This is a genomic window from Bacteroidota bacterium, from assembly GCA_018266755.1.
Classification (GTDB): Bacteria; Bacteroidota; Ignavibacteria; order Palsa-1295; family Palsa-1295; genus JAFDZW01.
In genome coordinates this window covers 300501-326411 of sequence record JAFDZW010000005.1, presented here as the reverse complement: position 1 = coordinate 326411, position 25911 = coordinate 300501, and the positions used below count along the sequence as shown (strand labels likewise).

Annotated in this window: 22 protein-coding genes, 1 tRNA gene and 1 pseudogene; 19 read left to right on the top strand and 5 right to left on the bottom strand. The window is 46.0% G+C overall.

The window, feature by feature from the left end:
* Position 1 precedes the first annotated feature (1 nt).
* On the top strand, positions 2-604 hold the full coding sequence (locus tag JSS75_05995) for a hypothetical protein (protein ID MBS1903235.1): 603 nt from the start codon (positions 2-4) through the stop codon (positions 602-604).
* A 161-nt stretch (positions 605-765) separates the two neighbouring features.
* Here JSS75_05995 and JSS75_05990 read toward each other — a convergent pair whose 3' ends face one another.
* The 3 genes from JSS75_05990 to JSS75_05980 form a co-directional block, all read right to left on the bottom strand.
* Positions 766-1269: a hypothetical protein gene (locus JSS75_05990; GenBank protein ID MBS1903234.1), complete on the bottom strand. Its 504-nt coding sequence runs from the start codon at positions 1267-1269 to the stop codon at positions 766-768.
* 53 nt (positions 1270-1322) lie between these two features.
* Positions 1323-2465, bottom strand: a complete 1143-nt coding sequence (locus JSS75_05985; protein MBS1903233.1) for a hypothetical protein — start codon at positions 2463-2465, stop codon at positions 1323-1325.
* A 136-nt stretch (positions 2466-2601) separates the two neighbouring features.
* Positions 2602-3018, bottom strand: coding sequence for a hypothetical protein (locus JSS75_05980; GenBank protein ID MBS1903232.1), 417 nt, complete (start codon positions 3016-3018; stop codon positions 2602-2604).
* Between the two features lie 186 nt (positions 3019-3204).
* Here JSS75_05980 and JSS75_05975 point away from each other — a divergent pair, with 186 nt between their 5' ends.
* From JSS75_05975 to JSS75_05935, 9 genes are all read left to right on the top strand, one after another.
* On the top strand, positions 3205-3696 hold the full coding sequence (locus tag JSS75_05975; GenBank protein ID MBS1903231.1) for a hypothetical protein: 492 nt from the start codon (positions 3205-3207) through the stop codon (positions 3694-3696).
* A 39-nt stretch (positions 3697-3735) separates the two neighbouring features.
* Positions 3736-6729 carry an AAA family ATPase gene (locus tag JSS75_05970; protein ID MBS1903230.1) on the top strand — a complete coding sequence of 998 codons (2994 nt, stop codon included), beginning with the start codon at positions 3736-3738 and terminating at the stop codon, positions 6727-6729.
* Positions 6730-6777: 48 nt separating this feature from the next.
* On the top strand, positions 6778-7056 hold the full coding sequence (locus JSS75_05965) for a hypothetical protein (protein ID MBS1903229.1): 279 nt from the start codon (positions 6778-6780) through the stop codon (positions 7054-7056).
* Positions 7057-7240: 184 nt separating this feature from the next.
* Complete coding sequence (locus JSS75_05960; GenBank protein MBS1903228.1) at positions 7241-7879, top strand: hypothetical protein; 639 nt, start codon at positions 7241-7243, stop codon at positions 7877-7879.
* 33 nt (positions 7880-7912) lie between these two features.
* Positions 7913-8803, top strand: a complete 891-nt coding sequence (locus tag JSS75_05955) for a hypothetical protein (GenBank protein ID MBS1903227.1) — start codon at positions 7913-7915, stop codon at positions 8801-8803.
* A 280-nt stretch (positions 8804-9083) separates the two neighbouring features.
* Positions 9084-9641: a hypothetical protein gene (locus JSS75_05950; protein ID MBS1903226.1), complete on the top strand. Its 558-nt coding sequence runs from the start codon at positions 9084-9086 to the stop codon at positions 9639-9641.
* Complete coding sequence (locus JSS75_05945; protein MBS1903225.1) at positions 9586-11709, top strand: hypothetical protein; 2124 nt, start codon at positions 9586-9588, stop codon at positions 11707-11709. Before JSS75_05950 ends, JSS75_05945 begins: the two co-directional genes overlap by 56 nt.
* A 204-nt stretch (positions 11710-11913) precedes the next feature.
* Positions 11914-12489: a hypothetical protein gene (locus JSS75_05940; protein MBS1903224.1), complete on the top strand. Its 576-nt coding sequence runs from the start codon at positions 11914-11916 to the stop codon at positions 12487-12489.
* Positions 12490-12557: 68 nt separating this feature from the next.
* A complete protein-coding gene (locus JSS75_05935; GenBank protein ID MBS1903223.1) occupies positions 12558-13757 on the top strand; it encodes a phospholipase D family protein in 1200 nt (399 codons plus the stop codon).
* Between the two features lie 16 nt (positions 13758-13773).
* On the opposite strand, the gene JSS75_05930 is transcribed toward JSS75_05935, so the two are convergent.
* Positions 13774-14262, bottom strand: a complete 489-nt coding sequence (locus JSS75_05930) for a hypothetical protein (protein MBS1903222.1) — start codon at positions 14260-14262, stop codon at positions 13774-13776.
* Between the two features lie 218 nt (positions 14263-14480).
* Between JSS75_05930 and JSS75_05925 the strand changes: the two genes are divergently transcribed.
* The 9 genes and pseudogenes from JSS75_05925 (at position 14481) to JSS75_05885 (ending at position 25868) form a co-directional block, all read left to right on the top strand.
* Positions 14481-15398 carry a restriction endonuclease gene (locus tag JSS75_05925; protein MBS1903221.1) on the top strand — a complete coding sequence of 306 codons (918 nt, stop codon included), beginning with the start codon at positions 14481-14483 and terminating at the stop codon, positions 15396-15398.
* A 37-nt stretch (positions 15399-15435) separates the two neighbouring features.
* Positions 15436-15903: a hypothetical protein gene (locus JSS75_05920; protein ID MBS1903220.1), complete on the top strand. Its 468-nt coding sequence runs from the start codon at positions 15436-15438 to the stop codon at positions 15901-15903.
* Between the two features lie 341 nt (positions 15904-16244).
* Positions 16245-18659: a type I restriction-modification system subunit M gene (locus JSS75_05915; protein MBS1903219.1), complete on the top strand. Its 2415-nt coding sequence runs from the start codon at positions 16245-16247 to the stop codon at positions 18657-18659.
* Positions 18650-19912 (top strand): restriction endonuclease subunit S, encoded by a 1263-nt coding sequence (locus JSS75_05910; protein MBS1903218.1) that lies wholly within the window; start codon positions 18650-18652, stop codon positions 19910-19912. The genes JSS75_05915 and JSS75_05910 overlap by 10 nt, the downstream gene beginning before the upstream one ends.
* 38 nt (positions 19913-19950) lie before the next feature.
* Positions 19951-22980, top strand: a complete 3030-nt coding sequence (locus tag JSS75_05905; protein MBS1903217.1) for an HsdR family type I site-specific deoxyribonuclease — start codon at positions 19951-19953, stop codon at positions 22978-22980.
* Positions 22980-23681, top strand: a complete 702-nt coding sequence (locus tag JSS75_05900) for a M48 family metallopeptidase (GenBank protein MBS1903216.1) — start codon at positions 22980-22982, stop codon at positions 23679-23681. The genes JSS75_05905 and JSS75_05900 overlap by 1 nt, the downstream gene beginning before the upstream one ends.
* 334 nt (positions 23682-24015) lie before the next feature.
* Positions 24016-24216: a hypothetical protein gene (locus tag JSS75_05895; protein MBS1903215.1), complete on the top strand. Its 201-nt coding sequence runs from the start codon at positions 24016-24018 to the stop codon at positions 24214-24216.
* Positions 24217-24293: 77 nt separating this feature from the next.
* Positions 24294-24770, top strand: a pseudogene (locus JSS75_05890) (recombinase family protein).
* Between the two features lie 222 nt (positions 24771-24992).
* Entirely contained in the window at positions 24993-25868 is an 876-nt protein-coding gene (locus JSS75_05885) for a zinc ribbon domain-containing protein (GenBank protein MBS1903214.1), read from the top strand.
* Here the strand turns inward: JSS75_05885 and JSS75_05880 are convergent.
* Positions 25828-25902: transfer RNA gene (locus tag JSS75_05880), tRNA-Glu, on the bottom strand. The genes JSS75_05885 and JSS75_05880 overlap by 41 nt on opposite strands.
* Positions 25903-25911 lie beyond the last annotated feature (9 nt).

Genomic DNA, 25911 nt, shown 5'->3' with positions numbered 1-25911 from the left:
TATGGCAGGATATATCTACATCTCAGGCGTGTATGAGACGGTTGTTCGAAAGGGATGTGCGATTGTTGACGAGTTTATCGACAATGATCCGCATTTCTACACGCAACCACCAACATGGGGAATCTGTAGAAGTGATATTCGGAAGAACCGGGGTGTTGGTGAGTACGTCTTCTTTGTCCTTCCGGCACATCCGAAGAATCTCCCACAGATGATCTACGGATATATGAGGATCGAAAGAAAGACTACGCACGAGCAAGCGTATGCCGAAGGCGGTCTTCGAAGCAAACGTATGGGTAGAAAGAATCCGAATGGAAATATCATCGTTGACGCAGCGGGAGCATACAACGTGCACGACGGAGGTGTTCACTTATACGATTTCGACAGGATTAAGAAAACCTATATGATCGGCGACGTTAGTGATAGCATGTATCTTACAACGCGTCAGATCAAGAAGCTTGCGCCTTCTTTCCAAACGGTACTGAATCGGGTCTTTAGGAAGCCGAATGCCCAAATGCCCATTGATGTGATTTCCCGGAAGGGGAGGACGATGACAGATTCACAAGCAAGCGAACTTAAAAACTGGCTGCTCTCGGCAACACGATAATGGCAACCGAAGAAAAGGCTGCGGAAGCAATTGTATTCTACTTTATGCAATGTAACATCGTAAGGATTCTTCAAACGCTACGCCGTTCACCCGCTATGGGAGGAATTGAAGAGCATTAGCGGAAGGTGGAAGATGTAGCGGAGTTGCTGTATCAGTAAGGGTTAAAATTTCGACGACTCACTATCTCGCTTCATATTATAATGAACGACGACACATTGCAGCAAACTGTTGTTTTCATATTCTAACTTAATAGTAGTCTTTGCCAGAGACCAAATTCGTATTTTATCAATTCCGTAGGAGTGGTTATCCTCTTTAGAACTTGGAGAACCATATTTGCTTGTTAGCATTTCGTTGAATTTGTCAAACACAAGCCCCGGATATTCTGCGAGATACGTCATTCTGACACAGATAAGAGATTTTGTTTTCGCATCCATTCGGAATGCAACCGTAAATTTATATCCTGCTATATCATAATCTCTCATTTCCAGAGATGTATAAATACCGTCCACATTGTCTCGATGTTGCGGAGTTGTGGCTTCGGGGAATAGCTTGCTGATACTATCTCGATCTATGCCCCAAGTAGATTTGTACCACCCATTGACATTCTCATTCTTCTGCTGAAAGAAGAAAAGCCCGATTAGTGTTATCAGAAGTCTTGTTGTCATTAGGCAAAGATACGAATGGTTTCAGTGTTATGTGCTTGTTGATATTGCAACCGTTAAACAGGCAACCCTCGCTTTTTTCTCCACTCTTCTGCGTCTTGCTTTTTCCAGTCATCAACGTAAAGCATCTCTGACCGATCAAATGCGGAAATTATTGCTGTGGCAAGTTCACTGTCAAACCGCCAAGAGTCAGAGATGTCATCGAGATTAATCTGGGCAAATTTCGGATCAAGCGGCAGCGTTTGAAAAAGTGAGTTGAAGCTAATCGACCGATTGAGAAGATCGAACAAATTGGGCTGCTGCATCAGGAAGTCGATAGCCTTCTGCTTTCGGCCAAACGGCTTTGGTGCAAGAGTATCGGCAATAGCATTCATTTCCTTGAGTGTGAGTGTTGGCAAAATATCTTGAAGTGGAATATCCTTTCCTTTCCGGGCCAACCCTTTCTTAACCAACAATTCGTAATCATTTCTTAGATAGTGCGATGCAGGGATCTGCTCTACGTCTCCAGCACGTGACCGCAGGTACGGTGTAATTGTTTCGATTCCATAGAACTTGATCAATTCCTCGTCGGAATCAGATTTGCTATCTCTTGTAGCATACAGAGTATCAAGAACTGCGCTCGGCTTCAAAATTAGATGGTCAAAATACTCACTCTCGATCCCGTCAATTTCATCTTCTCTGTCGAGTTCGCTTAGTTCCTTCCAATCAGGCTCTTTCATCCTGCGTTCTTTAAGCTCGGTCAGTTCTTTGTGACATTGAGCGAGGAAAGCATCAATCTCTCGGCAGCGCAGGTCAGTCTTGTGGATGATCATCTCAATGGGGACAGTTCTTTCTCGCCATGATCCCATTCTGTTTTTCAGATGTACCATCAACTCCTCGATTGCGTCTTTTGGAGCGTTGTATAGTGTGAATGATTTATTGTATGGAGAAGTGATCTTCCACTCGTTTAGCCCAACCGCTTCAACCATTGGCTCAACCTCTTGAAACCCACCGAATGTTACCGTGAAGGGAAGATCAGGTGTTGCGACTGGTTCCGAAGATGCTATCTGGGTTGTCTTGATAGGCTGGATAGTTGGCGGAGTCGACTTTGGGATGCTATTGGTAGCCGTATTCTGTTGTTGCTGTTTCTTCTTTTGCTGCCCTATATACGCCAACAGGAGTGCCAGTCCGGCTGTCAAGAAAAATATGAATGCTGCCATAGGATCTGCTAAAGTAAAGGATGACGAAAATACCTAATGTGATAAAAACAGCACCGATAAACGGCGCTTTCCTCAACTCTCTAAATACGCAAAAGGTTGTGCGTTTCTGGCTCAATCGACATTTTGTGTGATCGAATCAGATCCGCTTTTCAATCTCTCGGAGTAAGGTTTCTGCATCATGGTCGTTAGCGGCATCCTGTTCTTCCTCGGTGACTGCCGATGTTTTGGGAACATACATATGGGCGTAGCCTGAAAGGTTCTCGATAGCTTCCACCGTGCCACCAGACGTTCGAGCAGCACAGACACATATACTGCAGCCGTGAGCGATTAGCTCGGTCAATCTCTTCGTTACCAAATCAAGAGTATCGCCTGCAGATGTGATTCCAATACGATGCTTTGTTACCGGGTGTTCGAATACTGCAATAAAATCCTTTCCGTGACTTTGGAAGAAAATTTCAGCGTACCCAAGCCGAGCCATCATTGGCCTTAAAAGTGAGATCGTTGTCGATTTGCCTTGATTTGCTTTTGCCTGTAATGCGATGATGATGTTCATAGAATTGCAATAGTGTTGAAGTTAAACCTTAATATACGATTGAACCTTCAAAAAGTCTCAGGACAAGTTACGAAAGTTGCAGATTTGGTCTTACGCCGCCTGTTCATTCTTTGCGTCAAGAGTCTGCAAAGCCTCCACCGAGATTAGCATATATTACTCCATGCATTGATAAGCACCTATATAGCTGTGCAAAGAATTGAAATGGGATCTGATGATGGCATCGTAATTCGCATTCAATGCGATCCAACTGATCGAGCAATATTCGTCCAAGTATTCGCAAATGATGATGAAGTCGCCTTTGCAAAATATGAGATCAACCAGTTCCTAACGCAGCTTGGGATGGACGGCTATATTGACGCGAAGGTCAAGATCGGAATGGCTGACAAATTGAGATCAAAAGCTGCTGGTCTTGATGCGGACGCGTTGAAGTTGGAGAATCAGGCGGCAGAGTTGTTGTGCCCATATTCGGCGGGAGAGATCGTAGAAGTGAAGGGTGGGGACGTGAAAGGCAAGTATGAAGTTTGCAGTATCTTCTTGTACCACAATTCTTGGGCGATTACGGCATATCCGCTGACTGACTGCTTAAAGCGAAAGGCCGGGCATTCGATCAGGCTATCAGAGAAAGATGGATTGAGGAAAGATTGGGGAGAAAGTGAATCCTTTCACGACATTGCTTAGTTGGATGTAGGTCTTTGGCAAAGCAACATCTTCTTGAATATGAATGGAACGATTGGGTCAGTTTGGCGCAAATGGGATTTGCACGTTCACACGCCAGCTTCATATGGTGGAAACTTCGACGAGTTCATCACGAATGCAAAGTCTTGCGATGCTGACGTGATTGGGATCAATGACTACTGCACTTTGAGCGGCTATAAATCAATCATGGATCGTGGAGGTATTGTTGGAAAGGTTCTGTTCCCGGTTGTTGAGTTCAGAATGCACAACATCGTTGCCAATCGCAAGGGAAAAGATGGACATCAGTTGCCGTCTGGGCCATTCGTAAATTTTCACGTCATACTCGACAACGATCCACTGCTCTTTCCGAAGATAGAGAATTGGCTGAATTCACTGCCCTGTTTTGGGAAGGATGGTAAATCCACGCTGCTTGGTGCAGAACTGGCAACAGCCAACAATAGTGAGATTCTCAATAAACTAACCTTTGACATCGAAGCGGTAGTAAGAACGCTTGCCGACCTGAAACTACTCGATGAACATGCGTTGATCTGGCTTCCTTATGACGAGTACGGCGGAATTGACGACATTGACCCGAATGACAACTTCTTCAAGTTGAGTCTGATCCTCAAGGCTCACATTCTTGGTTCAGGGAATGAGAAGCAAATTAGGTTCTTTAAGTGGGAACATGAGGATTATAGTGCAGAGAATATCAGGGAGCTTATTAAAGTGCGAAAGCCATGCATTAAAGGATCGGATGCGCACAGCAATCAATACCCGTTTGGCAAACTACAAGATCGGAATTCAGAACCGAGTGACAGATATTGCTGGATCAAAGCGGACACCACATTCAACGGTCTCCGACAAGTTGTGATCGAGCCTGATCGCGTATTTATTGGTGTGACACCAGAGTTGTTGCTACGGGAACGAGCACATCCGACAAAATTTGTCATGTCCTTGTCGCTCTCAGCTGCAGACAGTCACATCGGAAAGCGCTGGTTTGACGATCTAACGATTGATTTCAATACGTCACTTGTAGCGATTATCGGTAATAAGGGAAGTGGTAAGAGTGCGATCACGGACATTTTGGGACTATGCGGGAACACGCACCAAGATCCGGAAGCATTTTCCTTTCTCACCAAGAATAAGTTCAAACGACCCAAACCGGAAAACCTGTCAGAAAGTTATTCCGCGACTGTTCGTTGGGGTGATGGTGCGGAATCAACAGCCGTGCTCAACCAAACGCCTGATCGCAGGATGGTTGAACGGATACGCTACATTCCACAGAATTTCTTGGAGAGTCTCTGTTCGGACGTTGATTCAAGTGACTTCGAACGTGAGTTGAAGCAGATCATATACTCACACATGCCAGTGGAACGAAGAGAAGGCAAGAGCACTCTCGACGATCTCATCACATACCGAAGTAGCGTGGTGGAGGCAGACATATTGCGCATCCAGACCGATATTACCAGAATCAACCGAGATATTATCGCCCTTGAAGCAAAGGCATCGAAGGACCACAAAGCCAATCTCGAAAATAGACTGGCCGTAAAGAAATCGGAATTGGCAGCGCTCGTCAAGCCAACTAAACCGTTGCTGGAGGAAACGGGCACAATTGATCCAACACTTACAGCAAAACTCGAAACGCTGCAGACACAGATCGCATCGATTGAGCAACTGACATCGAATACCAAGAAGGAACGATCAGTTGCCCACATCAACTTGAGCGAACTTCGGAAAGTCAGCGAACATTTCAAGAGCGTGGATGAATATCTTCACGGCATAACATCCCAAGACGAACAGCATGTCCAACTTCTCAATAAGCACGGCATCAGTATAAGCGATGTGTTCACCTATAGTCTGAGTCTCGACCTGATTGAAACGGCGATTGCGGGTTATGTGGCTACCATCGCCGACTGTGATAAGCTATTGAGTCCAACATCGCCGGAGGATGCAAGTATAAGAAGTCTGCCTGCGCAACTCGCAGCGGCAAAAGCTGATTATCAACGCGGTCAAGAAGAACTTGATCGTCCTGCACTTGAGCAACAAAAGTATCTCAATTCGGTAAGAGCTTGGGAGATTCAAGTCAAGGCCATCGAAGGGGATACCGAAACCGAAGACACCATTCATTATTTGTCAGCACAATTGGAGTATCTTTCGAAAACTTTGCCAAGCGAACTCGCTTCGAAAAGACAGGAGCGAGACAAGTACGCTGGCTTGCTCTTGGACAAAAAGTCGCTGCTTGTGCAGATACGCCGTGAGCTTTTTGATCCAGTGTCAGCTTTTATCGCATCCAATAAGGACTTGTCTCAGCGATATGATGTCAGGGTTGATGTATCGCTTTCCATTGGTCGTTTCGTCGATGACTTCTTTGGTTTCATAGTCCAAAATAGAAAAGGCACATTCGCTTCAACCAATGAAGGATACAAAGTGCTCTCCGACATGTGTGAGCGAGTTCACTTCGATGAAAAGGCCGAAGTTCTATCCTTTGCAAATCGACTTATTGACGCTTTGCAGGTTAACACATCCGGTGGCGGAAATGAGATTATGGATGTTGGCCAACAGCTAAAGAAGGGAAAGTCGATTGAGGACATCTATTCCTTCATTTTTCATTTTGACTATCTGACTCCGACATTTAGCCTTAAACTTGGCAGCAAGTCTCTACAAGAGTTGTCACCCGGTGAACGTGGTGCGCTGTTGCTGATCTTCTATCTCATATTGGATAAGTCGGACATTCCTCTGGTCATAGATCAACCGGAGGAGAATCTGGATAATGAGAGCATATATCACTTACTCGTTCACTTCATTAAGCAGATCAAAGAGAGACGACAGATCTTCATGGTGACCCACAATCCGAATCTTGCTATCGTCTGTGATGCTGATCAGATTATTCACATGAACATTGACAAGGAACATGACAATCAGGTCAGTTACTATTCTGCTTCAATAGAAGATCAGGAAATGAATTCACGTATCATAAATATCTTGGAGGGTACACTACCTGCGTTCGATAATCGGGACAGCAAATACTATCGGTAAACGCAACGACACGCGGCTGGCATACAGAAGCCAGCCGTGCATCGACGGTTGACCGAGGAACTCTGTAAGGCTTCCTTTCCCAGCCTTTCCATCCCGAACCCCATCACGAGCCGTCCGCTCAAACAAAGCCCCGCAAATCAAAAGGAAACCCCCTATAACGCGAAAATAAAGGGCAAAATGAAGAAGAATATGGCTACGACACAAAACATCGAAAACAGCCCGGAAACGGCAATTATCGAATATATGGCCAAAATTCGCTCAAAAATCGACACAAACGGTGAAAATGGAAGGGAATGGATGTCTGGCCGGACCAGATTGATCGCGTGATCAAGCGCCGGGGAACATTCGGATTCGGGCATGGATTGGTAATCAAGCATGTGCTCCAGCAGAACCAGATTGTTGCCGCAAATGGAGCATGTTCTTTGCCGGAATATCAAGTCGATCAGATCCGGCAACAGTGATCAAGGGTTTTACAATATCGCAGCACATCTCTTACGAATAGGAATTGAAAATGAATGATCAGAATGGGAAAGCTCCTGCAGAAGTGTCGACAGATCAATTGAACAATCTCGTTGAATCGACGACAGAACTTGTGAAGAAATATGATTCAACAGGTGAAGCAGTCCATGAAGAACTCGCTCAGTTGAATTCTGCAATTGACACATGGGAAAAGTTGTCGCCGAAATTGTATATGATGAGAAAGCGTCTAACGCTCATCGACGAGATCTTAACGGGTAAAAGATCTGTCGATTCGCTTACGGGCGTTCAGATCGGCAAGGCTGCCAAAGTTGTTGCCGAAAAGACAAAGAAGAAGAAAGCATTCATCAAGCGCAAATCAGAAATTCTTACGGATTCAGTCATTGAAGAGATTCGAGACTATATTGCTCAAGATGATGAGTACAAAAAGGCAAAAGACATTTACAAATATTTGCGCAAGCATGAACTGATCCCGGCATTCAATGGCGATTCACCAGAACGAACATTCTCAATCGCGCTCAGTCGGGTCGATCAGGATTTGATCATGTATAACGCCAAACCTTCGATCATGGCGTGGGGATTGAAGGATTTTGGATCTGATGCGCATGAACGGCGCAAAGCATTGAAGGGATCTGTCAGAAATGAAGCCGGGACGAAGGTGTTTTCGCATTAAGACGCTCAGTCAACATTTCCTTGCTCGATCAGGATGCCTTCAAGAATCGAACTGGAGCTATTTGCTGATGAGATCAAGAACGTGACCTGTTCAACAACAGGAGAACGCTGGTCATATATCGGCATCCTTGCTGTTCCTTCTGTAAAGAAGCAGTCATTACTGAAGCGCTTGCACCATCACCGGGAGCTAATACACTATCATGGAGAACTTCATGGCAAGAAGCTGACAAGCAATGACAAAATGCGGCTGGCAAAGTCATGGCTTAAAGAAGTCGTTTTCAAGGATGCGATAGAACGTTCGGTGTACTTCAGCATTCTCGGCATCAATCAGTCGAATATCAATACTGATGCATTTGGCGATAAGGAATTTGACAATATGTATAATCGGCTATTTCGGGCAACTATCGTCGGCTTGCTACATATTGCGTTCGATAAGCAAGCGCTAAAGGTCGTCAAAGACATATATCATGATAATGCAAATATTGAGAGTCATGAATATTTTTCGTGGCACGTCCCGTATCACATTGACAGGAATCAACCGGATATTGCATTTGAGTGTCAAGAGATCACATTCATCGACTCGGATCACCGAAAGTCACAATCTGACAATTCGCACTTGATCCAACTAACAGACCTGCTTCTTGCCGGGACTTCTCAGTGTTTGGATTATACATCACACCAAGACCATAAGGTTGAACTTGGACGTACAATGTATCCACTTGTGAAGCGCATGCTTCGGTCGCCGTGGAATCATAAAAGTAGTTACGGCCATTCTCGCAAATTCATGGTGTCGTTCTTTCCTCGGAAGAAACTGAGCCACACCGATCTGGAGAACGAATTGTATCGAGGTAGCTCAGCCTATTATCTTGATCGAGAACTCGTGTTTGATGAGAAGGGACATGGGCAAGAGAACCTGTTTTCCTGAAATCCAACACATCGAGCTATATCCGACCATGAGTCTATTAACACCCGACATTGTCAGGCAGAAAGCGCTGCAATACTGCATCGAACACGTCGTTGATTTTGCACTTCTTTCCGAAGATGAGCAGGAATGGTATATACAAAGCACGATGGAATTGCTGCTTCAAAATGAGGAGTTTAGGCGGCTACTGTTCGAAGGTCAATTGAACTGATCGGGGCGCTCGATATAGCATTAGAAAGCCGTATATTTGCCAAAGGATCTGCTCATTTGAATGTCATTCATCATGCAACTCTTCAAACAATTTCTGAAAGGGCCACGCGGACTTAGCTTTGTATTCGCCGTTTCGCTGTTCGTCATTGTGCTTGCAAGTATCGATTGGCATCAGTATGCATTGTACAAGAGTTATACACCCGATGCCGCTGACAAGGTGACGACTGTTGTGGGTTGGTCGGTGGCGTTCCTCGTGGGCATGTTCGGCATCGTTGCGGTTATCCTCGCGCTGTTGCAGAGCAGTCCAACCAAAGCGTTAAAGATAATTGCTAATCCGATCCCATACATGCTTGAAGAGTCATTCATATTTCCTGTTATTGGTTTCCAATCAGCTGTGCTAATTGGCTTTCAATTGCTAAGCATGATACAACAGTCGTCTTTTGCTCTGACCTGCTTTTCGTCCGATACGATGTACATCGCTTCAGCTTGGATGACAATTTGCGAGACAGCATCAATCGTGTTTCTATTTGTGAGAATATTTGTTATTGCGAACGACCAATATATCTTTAACGTGTATGTTTCAGGACTTATCACGCTTCTTCAAGCCACTAAAGACCCAGAGTCAGAGTAAGATTACGGCGGCTGCAGAAAGCTTTAGTTCGGCTTTGATTCGCTCCGCTTCGCAGGATGATGTCACCCTATGCGTACAACTGTTCGATGCTTTCTCTCGCATCTATCGCGAAACTGGCTATTCTCCCTTCTTCAAGTACTTTCCCCGGACACTCTACCTAACCATGCAATCCGCTGTGCAGAACCGGACCACGGATTTCTGCTTGCGGATGATATTCGGCTTCCGGCAGATCCTGCTTGAATCCTTGACACGTCGCGATCCAAGAATGCTGTTTGAGTTGCGTGACATTCCAAGCTGGTTTGTTAAGAATGCGAATCCCTACCCTGAGTTTGTGCAATTTGTCCCTGACGTGTTGAGTCTCCATTTGAAAGAGTGCGTTGGATTGTTTGAGCCAAATGGCTACCGACAGCTGACCAATGATCGATTTGGACCCATTCAAGAGAGTGACTATGAATTATCGCAAACGATTCTTCAGATGATGCTTGATATGGCGAAAGCTTGTTTGGAGCTTAACAATCCTCGTGGCCTGCTCAAGGTCGCAAATAGAGTTGAGATAATAAAGACGGCCAACAGTGACGAAGAGATCGCCAAAAGAATCAATGCCACAATCAGCGGTTTCAATCAGAGGCTGCCGTCAGAAAACGAGCGAATAGAATTCGCCCTTCTCGATGCCGATGTAATCCAGACTTACTGGTTGGCATCACTTTGTAAGAACATTCTCTGGTCATGGTTGTGCTATCACTACCTTGAAGATTCGGAATTTGGCTCCACTTTCGAAGCTGCAACCGTGGCAGAAATGCATCAAATCCTTTTCTACCAAAATCAAGGGTCGATGGCCAACGAAATGATACGACTTCTGTATCTCTTTAATCAGAATGAAGGCCTTTTCGATCTCAACGATTGGGTGTGGAAATCTCGTGTGAGCAGGGAAATGGTCACAGAAATGTATCCGTCGGCATCTTCATGGTTGATAATCGGGAGTCTTCTCCGAATGATGCGACTCCCGGCAGTGGTCAATAGCAATCCTGAGCAATTCATGAATCTGCCGACATATGAGTACATCTATATGTACGCGGCTCCGGCCATTGCCAAGATTCGTGCAAGTCCTGAAAGATGGTTTCCTATAGTGCTTGGAAGCGCTTCTGATCCAATGAGTTTAGAAACGAGAGTTGAAGCACTCGACTCTTTGTTTCAGAAGCTCATCACGCGGTATAAAACATCGTTAAGCAGGGCGGTGGTCAATGAACCTATATCCCCACAGAAATTAGCACACTTCATTCAGGATACGGGTACACATTGGGAAGACATGTCGTCTATTGAATCGGTGTTTGAACACTTTAGCAGAACGTCAGACGTGCCGCGACAGGAAAAACCGCTGCCGCAAATTGTGGGTGTCGCACGAATAAATGGAGTAGGGAGACGAATGTTTTCGGATAACTATGGGATAGCGATGTTCTCTTCGCAACCCGCCTATGATCTGGCAATACGGGTAGACCATGCCTTTGTTGGAGCATGTCAACAGTACAAGGAGCATCTGGTCGTAGATTCGTTAGAACAGGTGACCACAAAGCTAATCGAAAAAGTCGCGACGCTCAGAGCAAGCAAGCATGTTCCTTCCTTGATCATGATGAACTTAATTGACCTATCACAGAACCTGAGTTATCTCGAAGATGCCGGAATGGAAGTAAGTTTCTCTGGTGATAACATCGGAATAAATCCGATCTATGGCTATTATGAAGAGATTCCTATTGTGGGCATTAGAGGACCTGTCTTGGTCGGGCAGTTCTTGGTTGCCGACTTCGTCGCTGCGTTCATGATGAACAGGAACCTTGTCGATGGTGGGTACAAGGACAGATTAGAAGTCAAAATTATCGAAACGAGCGAGGAAGCCGCTCGGACTTCAGTCGAAAAGCTGCCGTCCTTCGAAAGTATGTCGAAAGAGGAAGCCGAGTCCGAAATCTTGAAAGAACGGCAGGCGATTGTAATAGAACTTTCAGAGTATGTCAAATTTCAAGTCCTCGATCCCGCAGCGATGAGTTTTTGTGAATGGACGTATGCCGATCAATAGCTCATGTATGACGGTCGGCCTTCGACATGGATTCCACGAATCGAGTATGGTTGATCCATCCTCCCAAGAGACGAATTTGAGAAAACCTCTTTTCGAAGGACAGCTGAATTGAACCCGACCATTGACAAACCCGGTCGGATTCTGTATATTTGCTGACGGTCCTGTCATCCATTGGACCAGTATTCATAAACTATTGCCAAAGACATGAACACGAAGATCACATCATTGCCAATTCTTCCAATATTGGCGCTAATAATCCTTTCAATTGCTGGATCAGTTAATGCTCAGGAATGTGGAATTGACCGTTGGCGCATAAAGACAATCCGCGATCCCATAGCGAAACAAATCAACTGGAAAGCTGTCAAGTCCTCGATTGCTGACCAGATCGGTCTTGAACGAGGATTCGACAAAGGTTGGAAAACGCTTGCGCGGCAGCAGGACGAATCACAGCTGTACAAAATCACCTGCACTTTGGTGGAATTGGGCAAGGAAGACGACAACGATTATCATCTCGTTATCAAAGATCCGAAAACAGGTAAGACAATGATCGCGGAGATTCCTGATCCTGACTGCAAGGAGTTGTCAAATACAAAGCTTGCGCCAAAATATCGGCAAGCTCGTGAAGTGTTGAAGAAAGTGTACGGTGAACCCGGCGCGATTGTGAAAGTGAAGCCGATGAAGATTACGATCTGGGGTATCGGCTTTTGGGAGAAGATGAATCACGGCACAGGACATTCGACAAATGGACGGGAGATTCATCCTGTGGTGGGGATAGAGTGAAAGCCACGATCTTATAAAAGGATCGTCCGTCCGTCAGATAATCTATCCAACATAGTCAAACAACCGCGATGAAGATAATCACACTATACGAGAGAAATTGGAAGCCATTCTTCCAAGAAGAACTACGGAAGACCAAGCATCTCAAGATCATTTCTCCATTTATCGGCGCTGGTATTCTCAGCGAAGTAGGTGCGACTTGCGACTACTCGAAGATTGAGCTAATTACCCGATTTAGTTTGAAGGACTTTGCAACGGGGGTATCAAATTTGGATGCGCTAAAGGAAGCGACAGTTCAAGGGGCAAAAATTTTCGGTGTACAAGGGCTTCACAGTAAAGTGTATCTGTTCGATGATAGAGCAGCAATCGTGACATCCGCTAATCTGACCGAAAACGGACTCTCGAACAACTTTGAATGCGGTATCTATACGTCTGATCCAAGTACAATTCATGACTTGCTCCTCTACTTCCGATACTTGCAGTCTATTGCTGGCATGCCGCTTAGCGTTCTTCGGTGCGCAGAATGGCAATCAGAATTGGACGCGAAGCCACCGATTGTTGCACAACCACCGACCGACTTTCACGATTATGGTGCGAACGTGTCTAACATTCGTACTACAACTTCATACTACTTGAAATTCTTTGGTGATGCACGTGATCGTGTAGACGATACATTCACAATCGAGGAGGAGGTGGACAGAGCACTCTGTCATTATGCATGTGGCTTTTCACGGTCGAAAAGACCGTTGCAGATTAATGAGGGTGACGTAATTTTTCTTGGACGGCTGACGCGTAAACCGCACGATGTAGCTATTTTCGGAAAAGCAATAGCCATTGAGTTCAATGATGACCGTGATTGGGCTACCCTGAGAGAAAGGCAAGAGCGTGAGTGGAAGCGCAAATGGGAAGCTTACCTGCGTTTTAGGAACCCTGTTTTCCAAAAAGGGACAATGGCAGATTGTTACAGACTATCGGATCTGATGAAAGACTTGGACTACAGGAGTTTCGTAACAACAAGCGAAAGATTCGATGCTGGCGAAAGGAATATTGCGGTTCACATGTCTTTCCGTCAGCAGCCATACGTACGGCTTACCCATCAAGCAGCAACAGTTGTGGAGCGGCAACTACAACAGCGGATTGGTAAGCATGGCAGGATAAGTCAACAATTCATTGATGGCCTGCCCAAGAGCGATATTGACCCAGAATCATGGGTGTCAGGGAGAAGTCCAACCGTTGCCCGGTCGGGAGAATTCTTGCCGACTATCTACTAACCATTCACGGTCTCTTCTACCTAATACTCAACACCGGATGGATCTCAACACCATTGTCCGCGACCCCCCGCTGATTGTGAATGAAGTCAAAGAACCGAACCCCGGTCACCGTGACGATCCTTTCTGCATCTTTGAACGACGTAGTCGGATTCCCGACATTTGTTTTGATCCATTGAACGGCAGTCGAGTATTCGTCTACATGCGAAGTATGGATCACTGAAGCGCAAGTAGGAGAAGGAATTTCACCGATCATTGTCAGACCTGAATCGTCCTGCAACACCAAATGAATATCGCCATCATCTTCTTTGACGTATGAAACGAGATGTGCCGTAATTGAGACAACATGCTTCTCCAGATCCAATCGTGCAGATGGACTCGTAGGCTTTGTCCATGCGTATTCAGCCCGAATCGAGCTTGTGTCAATCTTGGAAAAGTCGATTGTTGTTGTGTCGACATCGGACAGGGTTTTTACAGCCCATCTCTCAACGCCACAGTCTGTATCCACGGTCGGTGGCGTAGTCGTCGGCTGAGCCGTGGTGCACGATGAGAGGTTCGCTGCAATCAATGCCGGGAGTGCACACGAGAAGATTCTGCTAATGTATCTCGAAAACATGGAAGAGATGGATATGCTATGTAATGGTCAAATATACGAATCGTAGACGGTTTCTGCTGAGATTGTCGCGGATAATAGTATTTTTGAATATCTCAAGGACTTAATAATGTATGGCTCTACCAGATTTCCAAGCAGTAATGTCGCCAGTTCTTGATCAACTATCCGATGGAAGAGAATACTCTTTCCGGGAGATTCGGGATTTGGTCGCTGCAAAACTGAACATATCAAGCGATGACCGAGCCATCCTTCTTCCCAGTGGGAAGCAATTTGTTTTTGATAACCGAATAGGATGGGCGATAACCTTTCTCAAGAAAGCTGGACTTGTTAATCGGCCACGTCGGTCAGTTGTCGTCATTACGCCGCGTGGAAAGAACATTTTGGAAACGCACAAAGACCAAATCAATGTCAAGTTCTTGCGACAATTCCCAGAGTTCGTCGAGTTCGAAACTGCCAAGAAAGGCGAACCGAATCACGCAATCCTTTCGGACGAGACTGAAACTCTAAGAACGCCCGTAGAGCAGCTTGAATCGGCATATCAAGCAATAAATGACTCTCTGGCTCAAGAACTTTTAAGTCGAGTTCTGTCTATAACTCCGGAAGCCTTTGAGCATTTGGTCGTCGAACTGGTCGTTGCAATGGGCTACGGTGGTTCTATTGGTGATGCAGGAAGAGCAATCGGCAAGACAAATGATGAAGGCATTGACGGAATCATTAAAGAAGACAAATTGGGCTTGGATGCCATATACATTCAGGCAAAACGGTGGAAACCGGAATCTACCGTAGGTCGTCCTGAAATTCAACGATTTGTAGGAGCATTGGCTGGTCAAGGAGCAAAGAAAGGCATATTCATTACGACAAGCCGTTTTGCAGATACTGCGGTCGAATATGCGCCGCGGAATGATACTAAGATCGTTCTTATTGATGGCAAGCAACTCGCTCAATTGATGATCGAGTACAATGTCGGCGTTGTTCCTCAGCAGAAGTACGAGCTTAAGAAGATCGACGGTGACTATTTTGGGGAAGAGTGACCACTGATCAATTGCATTTACCACAATACTGAGCATCATGATAATTCGCAATTACGGACTATTTTGGGACATCCAGAAAGTCGACTGGGGTTGGCAGAACAAAATTGGATCTTTGAAAGGGTACCTTGATGGAGATAAGTTACACCCAGTCGACTTTCGAGAACAAGCCGCAATCTATGCCCTATATGACCCATCTTTCAATCTTGTCTACGTAGGACAGGTCGGTTCACAGACACAGAAGCTGTTTTCGCGCCTGAAGCAGCATTTGGATGATGATCTGCAGAATCGCTGGCGCTATTTCTCATGGTTCGGAGTCCGAATAGTTAATAGCTCCAATACACTGAAAGACGCTCCGCAGACCGTCAATGAGAATCTTGATACAATTCTCAATCACTTAGAAGCAATTGCCATCTCGGTATCCGAACCCAAGCTCAATAAGAAGGGTGGATCTTGGGTTGGTGCGGAGCGCTATTACCAGCACGACAAAGCCACCTCGACAGCCTGAACGTATCTGCGAATCCGGCAACAGTTATAACGGCATTCCCAGCGATTTCATTTTCGCTGAAGCCTTTTCAATAGTCACATAGAACTTCTGGCCTGTTGACAAGTCACTGGGATTGGACGCGAAGCTGTAATTCGCACCGACGAGATATGGTTAAAGCGATGAACCTGCATACCCGGTATCCTTTGAAGACCGTTGTTCTCCACAGATCAAACTGTTAGCCTGATCAATTGACTATTTTTGTACACATGCGCATTGAGTAGCCGGATTGAAACGTGGCTGCTACATCGTTTCTGAGCACGTTTTGTACTTGTGGCGCGGTCAATGTCAATTGAAGTCAGTTTATGGCAATCAAGAAGTCTGAATTATACAGTTCTCTCTGGGCGAGTTGTGATGCATTACGCGGCGGGATGGATGCCAGCCAGTATAAGGATTACGTACTGGTGATGCTTTTTCTGAAGTATGTATCTGATAAAGCTGGTTCAAAGGATACGTTGATCGAAGTTCCGAAGGGATGCAGCTTCAGCGACATCGCCGCGCTAAAAGGACACAAAGAGATCGGAGAAAAGATCAACACTTCCATTGGTGCAATCGCGAAAGCAAACGATCTTCAGGGATTCATTGATGTCGTCAGTTTCAACGACGACGAAAAACTTGGTTCAGGCAAGGAAAAGATTGATCGGTTAAGCGAACTCGTCGCCATCTTCGAAAAACCAGAACTTGACTTTCGCAGCAATAGGGCGGAAGGCGATGATATTCTCGGTGACGCATACGAATACTTGATGCGTCATTTTGCAACCGAATCTGGAAAGAGCAAAGGTCAGTTCTATACGCCAGCCGAGGTCAGTCGGATCATCGCAAAGGTTATCGGCATCAATCGAGCTACGAGCGGTACGCAAACCATTTATGACCCTACTTGCGGATCTGGATCATTGCTTCTCCGGGCCGCTGCCGAAAGCGAGAAAAAGCTATCGCTTTATGGTCAGGAGAAGGAAGGTGCAACGGCAGCGCTTGCAAAAATGAACATGATCCTGCACAACAATGACACGGCATTGATTGCCAAAGGTCAAAGTACTCTGTCCAATCCGCAATTTGAAGACAACCGTGGCAATCTGAAGACATTCGACTTCGTGGTTGCAAATCCACCTTTCTCGCTAAAGAATTGGACACAAGGATTTAATCCTGCTGAAGACATACACGAGCGCTTCACCGGGTTTGGCATTCCGCCGGATAAGAATGGAGATTATGCGTTTTTCCTTCACATCGTTAGATCTCTGAACCAGAACGGGAAAGGAGCAGTCATTCTTCCGCATGGTGTACTTTTCCGAGGCAATACCGAAGGAGAGATCAGAAAGAATGTCATCAAACGCGGCTTGATAAAAGGCATTATCGGACTTCCCTCCAATCTATTCTACGGCACTGGCATCCCGGCCTGCATCATCGTTCTCGACAAGGAAGATGCAGAGAAGCGGGAAGGCATCTTCATGATTGATGCAAGTAAAGGCTTTGTCAAAGACGGCAACAAGAATCGACTCCGTGAGCAAGACATTCACAAGACCGTCGATGTCTTCAATAAGCAGATCGAGATTCCTAAGTACAGCCGCTTTGTAAAGAATGAGGAAATTGCAGATCCAAAGAACGACTATAATCTGAACATTCCACGATACATTGACAGTCAAGAACCGGAAGACATTCAGGACATCGAAGCCCATTTGCTCGGTGACATTCCTGTTTCGGACATTGATGCTCTCAGCAATTATTGGAGTGCGTATCCGAGCTTGCGCAAGCATCTGTTCGGCAAAAGTACAAGAGCCGGGTATGTAGTGTCAAAGATCCAGAAGGACAAGATCAAGGAGACGATATTCACGCATCCGGATTTCGTCGCATTCACTTCGGAGATGGATCAGCTATTTGCGAAGTGGCGGAAGACAAATACTAAGTATCTCAAACAGCTATCGAAAGGCTGCAAACCAAAAGAAGTAATCGCCGAGATTGCTGAAGATCTGCTCCAAACTTACACGGACAAGCCTTTGCTCGACCGTTATGATATATACCAATATCTTTTGGATTATTGGAAAGAGACGATGCAGGACGATTGCTATCTCATTGCTGGGGACGGTTGGAAGGCAGAACCGCGTAGGATCACCGAAAGAAACAAGAAGGGAGCAGAAGTTGATAAAGGCTGGACGTGCGATCTCGTACCACCAAGTCTTATCGTCGAGCAGCATTTTGCGAACGAGCGGGATGCAATGGCGAAGATGGAAGCAGCCGAAGATGCCATTAAAGCCCAGTTGACGGAGTTAGAAGAAGATAATAGTGGTGAAGACGGATGGTTCGCCGATTTTGAGAAAGTAAACAAGGGATCGGTATCGAAGCGATTGAAGGAAATTGGCAAGGATCGGAGTTCGAAAGAAGAGATTGAGATTCTTACCCTTTATCTCAAACTCACTACAGAGCAGACAGCTTTAGGTATTGCCATAAAGGAAGCTTCAGAAGAACTGAGCAGGCAGGCATTTCTACAGTACCGCAAACTGACTGCTGACGATATTAAGACGCTGGTAGTCGATCACAAATGGATGACTGCAATGGAGTCATCAATTAAGTCGGAAATGGAGCGTGTCAGTCAGCGCCTGACTAATCGAATCAGAGAACTTGTCGAGCGATATGAAACGCCTTTGCCCCAATTGAACGAGAGTGTAGCCGTGCTTGAAGAAAAGGTAAATGCACATCTTAGAAGGATGGGGTTCAAATGGGAGTAGACAATCTGCGTCGAAATGGAAAAAATGAACAGGGTTATCCGAATTGGAGAGTAGAAACCCTGAACGAGTTAACCGTCAAGATTGGTAGTGGCATCACTCCGCGTGGAGGATCAAGAGTATATAAGCCCTATGGGCGTGTATTTCTCCGCTCTCAGAACGTTGATTGGGGAAAGCTCTTGCTTGATGGAGTGGCTTTCATTGACGATAAGACGCACCATACCTTCGATTCGACAGAGTTGCATGTGGGTGACGTGCTGCTAAATATTACGGGAGCCTCCATCGGACGAGCGGCCGTTGCAACGTCATTAGTAGTTGGTGGAAATGTGAATCAACATGTTTGTATTATTCGAGTTGATCCCAAGCGTCTCGACCCCGGTTATTTGTGTTACGTCCTGCTTTCCCAGAATGGGCAGAGACAGATCGAAAGTTTTCAAGCTGGTGGCAATCGACAAGGACTAAATTTCGGGCAAATTGGCTCAATAAGTCTACCAGTGCCTGAAGTGACTGAACAAACTGCCATTGCCACCGCACTTACGGATATTGATGACCTGATCCAGAATCTTGAACAACTGATCGAAAAAAAGAAGCAGATCAAACAGGGAGCGATGCAGGATTTGCTGACGGGGAAGAGAAGATTGCCGGGGTTCAAAGAGCCGTGGGTGAAATGTACAATTGGAGATATTGGGTCATTTCTGAAGGGGAGCGGCATTAGAAGGGATGAAGTCCGCGATAGTGGTTTGGGATGCATCAGATATGGTGAGATCTATACGACGCACAATGAGTATGTAAAGAGGTTCGAATCATTCATCGGTCGAAATGCTGCCTCCCAAAGTACGGCTCTTCGTCAAGGAGACCTGCTATTTGCTGGATCGGGTGAGACAGCCGCTGAAATCGGGAAATGTGTCGCAATCGTTTCTGATGAGGAAGCATATGCCGGAGGAGACATTGTTATTCTTAGACCGGGCACAGATGTGGATTCATTGTTCCTCGGTTTCCAACTCAACTGCTTTCCAGTCGTACGACAGAAAGCGAGGATGGGACAAGGTGATGCAGTAGTACACATAAGTGCAAGGCATCTCAGGGAGATCTGCATTATCTTGCCTCCAACGAAAATAGAGCAAACAGCAATTGCCGATTCTCTTAAGAAAATGGACGAGGACTTGACAGCGCACCAATTACTTCTCTCCAAATACATCGCACTTAAACAGGCAATGATGCAAGTTCTCCTTACAGGACAGATCCGCTTAATTTGACGATGCCGACAGGAATATCCGTCATAACCCATTAGCTCATGCGCAACGAACGCGTTACACAGGATCGAGTCGTAGACCTGCTAAGATCGCAGCTTGGATATTCCTATCTTGGCAATCTCGAAGATCGAGATAACTCAAATATCCGGCAGGCTGATCTGGAGACTTTTCTTCGCAAGAATGGTGAATACTCCGATGTGACCATCGGAAAAGCACTCTATGAGCTTCAGAAGAGCGCCACGATCAATCCCAACGAAGATCTTTACCCGGTCAACAAGGCGGTCTACTCGTTACTTCGATACGGTATCGCGGTCAAGGAATCTGTCGGCGAATTCGATCAGACCGTGCGATTGATCGACTGGAATAATCCGGAGCAGAATGAATTCTCATTCGCCGAAGAAGTTACGGTAGCTGGCGTAAATACCAAACGCCCGGACATCGTCATATACGTCAATGGCATCGCTCTCGGTGTTCTGGAGTTGAAACGAGCAAGTGTGTTGGTCAGCGAAGGCATCAGACAGAACCTCGACAATCAAGAACACCGATTCATCAAGCCGTTTTTCACGACAATTCAGGTAGTTCTTGCTGGGAATGATGCTCAAGGCTTATACTACGGAACGACAAAGACATCCGAAAAGTACTTTCTCAAATGGAAGGAAGACGGCTATTCATATGATCCAGATCGAAGCCTGCTCGACCAGCAATTGTTACAGTTCTGTGACAAGCGCCGATTATTGGAGATCATTCATGACTTCGTGGTCTTCGATGCTGGCATTAAGAAGCTATGCCGACCAAATCAGTACTTCGGGGTAAAGAAAGCTCAGGAATCGGTCGCTAAACGTCAAGGTGGCATCATATGGCATACACAAGGCTCCGGCAAGAGCTTAACGATGGTTTGGTTTGCGAAATGGATTCGAGAGCATCATAGGGATGCACGACTGTTGATCATAACAGATAGGACAGAACTTGATGACCAAATTGAGAAGGTGTTCAGCGGCGTAGACGAGAAGATCTATCGGACAAAGAGCGGTCAGGATCTGATAAATCGTCTGAACGATACAACACCGTGGCTAATCTGTAGTCTTATTCATAAGTTCGGACGCAACGACGAGTTGGACATTGATGAATATGTGGAGCAGCTGCACAAACCGAAGGATTTTGCTCCGAAAGGCAACCTGTTCGTCTTCATTGATGAATGTCATCGAACACAGAGCGGAGCGCTCCATGAAGCGATGAAGGATCTCTTGCCGGATGCACTGTTCATCGGTTTTACCGGGACACCGCTTTTGAAGGCAGATAAGCGGAAGAGCATCGAGATCTTTGGGAAGTACATCCATACCTATAAGTTTGATGAAGCTGTTCAAGATGGTGTAGTGCTCGATCTTCTTTACGAAGCCAGAGATGTGGATCAGCATGCGAACGATCAGAAAGGCATCGACGAATGGTTCGAGGTCGTGACCAAAGGCATGAACGATCTTCCAAAGGCCGAACTCAAACAGAAATGGGGAACGATGCAGAAGATCCTCAGCACGAAGGAACGCCTGCAGAAGATCGCTTTCGACATTATCAAGGACTTCAAAATAAAGCCACGGCTGCGCAATGGTCGTGGCAATGCTATGCTGGTCAGCGGAAGCATCTTCGAAGCCTGCAGATACTTTGAGATCTTCCAGAACTTCGGCTTTAAGAATTGTGCAATTGTGACATCGTACGAGCCGACAACGACAAGCATCAAAGGTGAAACGACAGGTGAAGGTGACACAGAGAAGATCGAACAGTATGAGATCTACCAGCGGATGCTCAACGGCAAAGATCGAGAAACCTTTGAAAGAGACGTAAAGAAGCAGTTCATAGATGAACCAGCAAATATGCAATTGCTGATCGTCGTGGATAAGCTATTGACCGGATTCGATGCGCCATCTTGTACGTATCTGTACATTGATAAACAAATGCGCGATCATGGCCTGTTTCAAGCAATTTGCCGGGTTAATCGGACGGAGAACGAAGATAAGGAATTTGGGTATATCGTCGATTACAAGGATCTCTTTGAGAACGTACACGGCGCGATTGATGACTACACATCCGATGCATTTGACAAATTCGAAGAAGAGGATGTCAAAGGACTGCTGCTAAACCGACTGCTGGTTGCAAAGGAACGGATGGAGGACAGTCTCGAAGTGCTTCATCAGTTATGTGCTCCTGTAGAACCACCGAAGCAAATTGAACAATATATCCGATACTTCTGCGGCAATCCGGACGACAAGCAAGCGCTCAAGGACACGGAAGAAACTCGGCTTACCTTTTATAAAGCTGTCGTAAGTGCGATTCGAGCCTACAACAATATTGCTCCTGAGATGTCTGATGCCGGATTCTCCGATGCTGAAGCTGCAAGAATCAAGCATCAGGTAGATGAATATGCCGAGTTAAGAAATGCAATCAAAGCTGCCAGCGGCGATTACATCGACCTGAAAAAGTACGAACCGGAAATGCGGCAGTTGTTGGATATGTATTTGAGCGCTGATCCCAGCAGAACGCTGTCGGACTTCGGTGATGCTACACTGCTCCAATTGATCGTCGAGAAAGGAATAAAGTCAGCGAGTGAAAAGCTCCCAAAAGTGATCAGGCAAAGCAAGGAAGCTGTTGCCGAAACACTGGAAGCGAATATGCGCAAGGTGATCACGCAGGAAATGCCGATCAATCCGGTCTACTACGAAAAGATGAGCACCTTGCTCGAAGAATTGATCCGTAGAAGGAAGGAATCGGCACTTGAGTATGAGCAGTTCCTAAAGGAGATCGAAGCGATTGCCAGAGATCTCAATCCGGGGAAGGGCAACCACAACTATCCAAAAGATATTGATACTGCTGCCAAGATGTCGTTATATGATAATTTGGACAAACAGTCTGCACTCGTACTTGCGCTGGATGCCGAAATTCTGCAGACGAAGAAGGATGATTGGATAGGCAATACGTTAAAGGAAAGAGAAGTCAAAGGTGTCATCCGCAGATATGTTAATGATGAAGCAAAAGCAGATGCCATATTTGAAATCATCAAGAGTCAGCGGGAGTATATGTAATGATTATCGCTGGTATTTCTGTTGAAATCGTCCAGAAAAATATCAAGAACATTCATCTGGCGGTGTATCCTCCGGACGGACATGTCAGATTGGCTGCGCCAGCAAACGTAAACCGTAAGACGCTGGAGCTATACGTGACTTCGAAACTTGCATGGATACGAAAGCAGCGGAGGAAGTGTGCGAATCAAGATCGACAATCGCCTCGGAAATATGTTGATCGGGAAACGCATTATGTCTTTGGAAGGCCATATTTGCTTCGTGTCCGTGAGACGAATGATGAGCATCGGTATCGGGCAGTCAGGATTCACGGAAAGTCATATCTCGAACTCTTCGTCAGGTCTGACGATGGTGTTGAAGAGAAAGCGGATCTCCTAAAGGAATGGTATCGAGCCGAATTGAAGAAGGAGCTTGCAGTATTGATATCAAAATGGGAGAGGATCATTGGGGTCAATGCTCGATCCTATCGCGTCGTTAGTATGAAGACAAAATGGGGATCATGCAATCCTGATTTGAAGAGCATAAATATCAATCTTGAACTCGCGAAGAAGCCAGTCGGCTGCATTGAGTACGTCCTCGCTCACGAACTTCTACACCTGATCGAGCGCAAACACAATGACGCATTTCGACAATATTTGGATAAGCGCCTGCCGAAGTGGAAGTCAATCCGGGCAGAGTTGAACGCGCTGCCTGTTGCAACATAATGGACTTGCACGGAGCAGAGTCAAACAAGGGAACCATATTGAGTGAGCACTGTTAGCGTGTTTGTCGCTAAGCACAAATCTGTTCGAGTGGTTTAGCGGCGGTTGGGCTGAATGGTTTCCATAGTATTCGGCTCTTGGGCGTGATCCCAAACCATGACACTCGAATCCTACCTTACGCGAACTTCCTCGTTCGTAAGCCGTCCGTTCTGGACGGACAAATGAAAAATGAATGGAACGTCAAGTTCTGCTTGACGAAAATCTAAACATTAATTAACGCGAGACCGACAGGTTTCGCATAACGATTATCGCTTGCATCTCAAGGTGAGATGTCGGCATGTTTAGTACATTCGTGATTTCATCTGGAGACGGTAACACCGACAAATTTGCATCGGTTTTATGGATAGGTGACGAATTGTGTGAAGAAGACGACGACGAGGTTCGTGCCTTTCTTGACACACTTCTCGCAATCCAAATCGAGATTATTGATTCCATCGAGCTTGGTGATGAGCGAGATGGCAATCCGACCTATGCGTGATCGAGTGAAGCACCGGGCGTGTTTAAAAACCGTTCCGGGCGGATTGCTGTTACCCAGACAGAAAGGAAGATAAAGCCATGAAGAAACCGATCATGCGCAAGGGTGCTGATGTAGTTATTTATACTCGCGTATCGACCAAACAGCAAGGTGACGGTCATTCGTTGGAAGCGCAAGAGGAACGCTTGCGGAAGTACTGTATAGATAATGGACTGCTGGTCAAAAGGCATTTTCAAGATAAAGCATCAGCAAAAACCTTTGAAGATCGTCCGGAATTCAGGAAGCTACTCGACTTCGTTATTTCGAACGAAAACGTGACTCAAGTACTCTGCGTCCGCTGGGATAGATTTTCACGGAATGTAGCCGCAGGTCTTAATATGCAGAACCAGCTGAATAGCATCGGGGTAAAATTTGTTGCGATTGAACAACCGACTGACGGCAACAATCCTGAGAGCTTGCTTATTGAGATGATTAACGCGACAATTCCGGAAGTTGAGAATCGCCGCAGGTCGCTCAATACCAAAATTGGTATCCAGCAGGCATTGAAAAGCGGAAGGTTTGTATCCAACGCACCATACGGTTACAAGAACGCACTCGTTGGGAAAGGCGGTGTCATTCAGCCGTCAGACAAGGCGAGTCTCGTTCGTGAAGCGTTTGAGTTGATTGCTCGGAGTTCATCGACGGTGGAGGAAGTCCGACGAGTGATGAGGAAGAAAGGAATGCTAATCAGCAAATCCCAATTCCACCGGATGTTTACGAATCCAATCTATAAAGGCTTCGTGAGAGTTGATGCGTTTCAAGATAATCCGTCCTATGAAGTCAAAGGATTGCACGAAGCTATTGTACCGGAAAGCTTGTACGATAGCGCACAAGCCGTATTGGGAAAGCGGAAGAAACGAGGTCGTGGCTTGAATCGCTCGGAGAAATCTTTGAATTTGTATCTCCGTGGTATCCTGCTGTGCCCGCAGTGCGGTCGTAACTTGACGGGAAGTTATTCAAAAGGGAATGGAGGAGCTTATGCGTACTATCATTGCCAACAGCAATTTGGATGCAACGCTCGTTTTCCCGCAAGTCAATTGCATGGTCAAATTGAAGCATTGTTGAGAACAATTGTGATTGATAGACGAGCGATTAGATTATACGACCATCTGCTTACGAAGAAGCTGTCAGAAAAGGCAAGAGTCGAGGATCAAAAAAGGAGAACACTTGCGATACAGAAGGAGAAAGCCGCGGCCTTGCTTGATAAAGTGGAAGAAATGTGGATTCGTGACCAGATAGCTCGTGACACGTATGATCGACAGAGTCGAAAGCTCAAAGATGAGATTGTCTCAATCGAAAGCATGTTGCAGGCTGAAGGTGCGAGGGCAAATGTTTCTCAGTACACCGATCCGGCAAGAAATATGCTCTCACACTTGCATGAGTATTTTGCCGCTGGCAATTCGCACATCAAGAAACGTATTCTTGGTTCGATATTTCCGCAGAAACTTACTTTTGATGGGCAAAACTATCGAACCAAGTCGGTTAGCAGGGCACTAACGCTAATCTCTTCGAATATTAATGAGTTAGTGGGAGTTGAACCGGATGGAAACGAAAATGTCCTAAATTTGTCTCATCTGGTAGCGCGTACGGGAATCGAACCCGTGTCGCGGCCTTGAGAGGGCCGTGTCCTAGCCGCTAGACGAACGCGCCAGCTAAGTG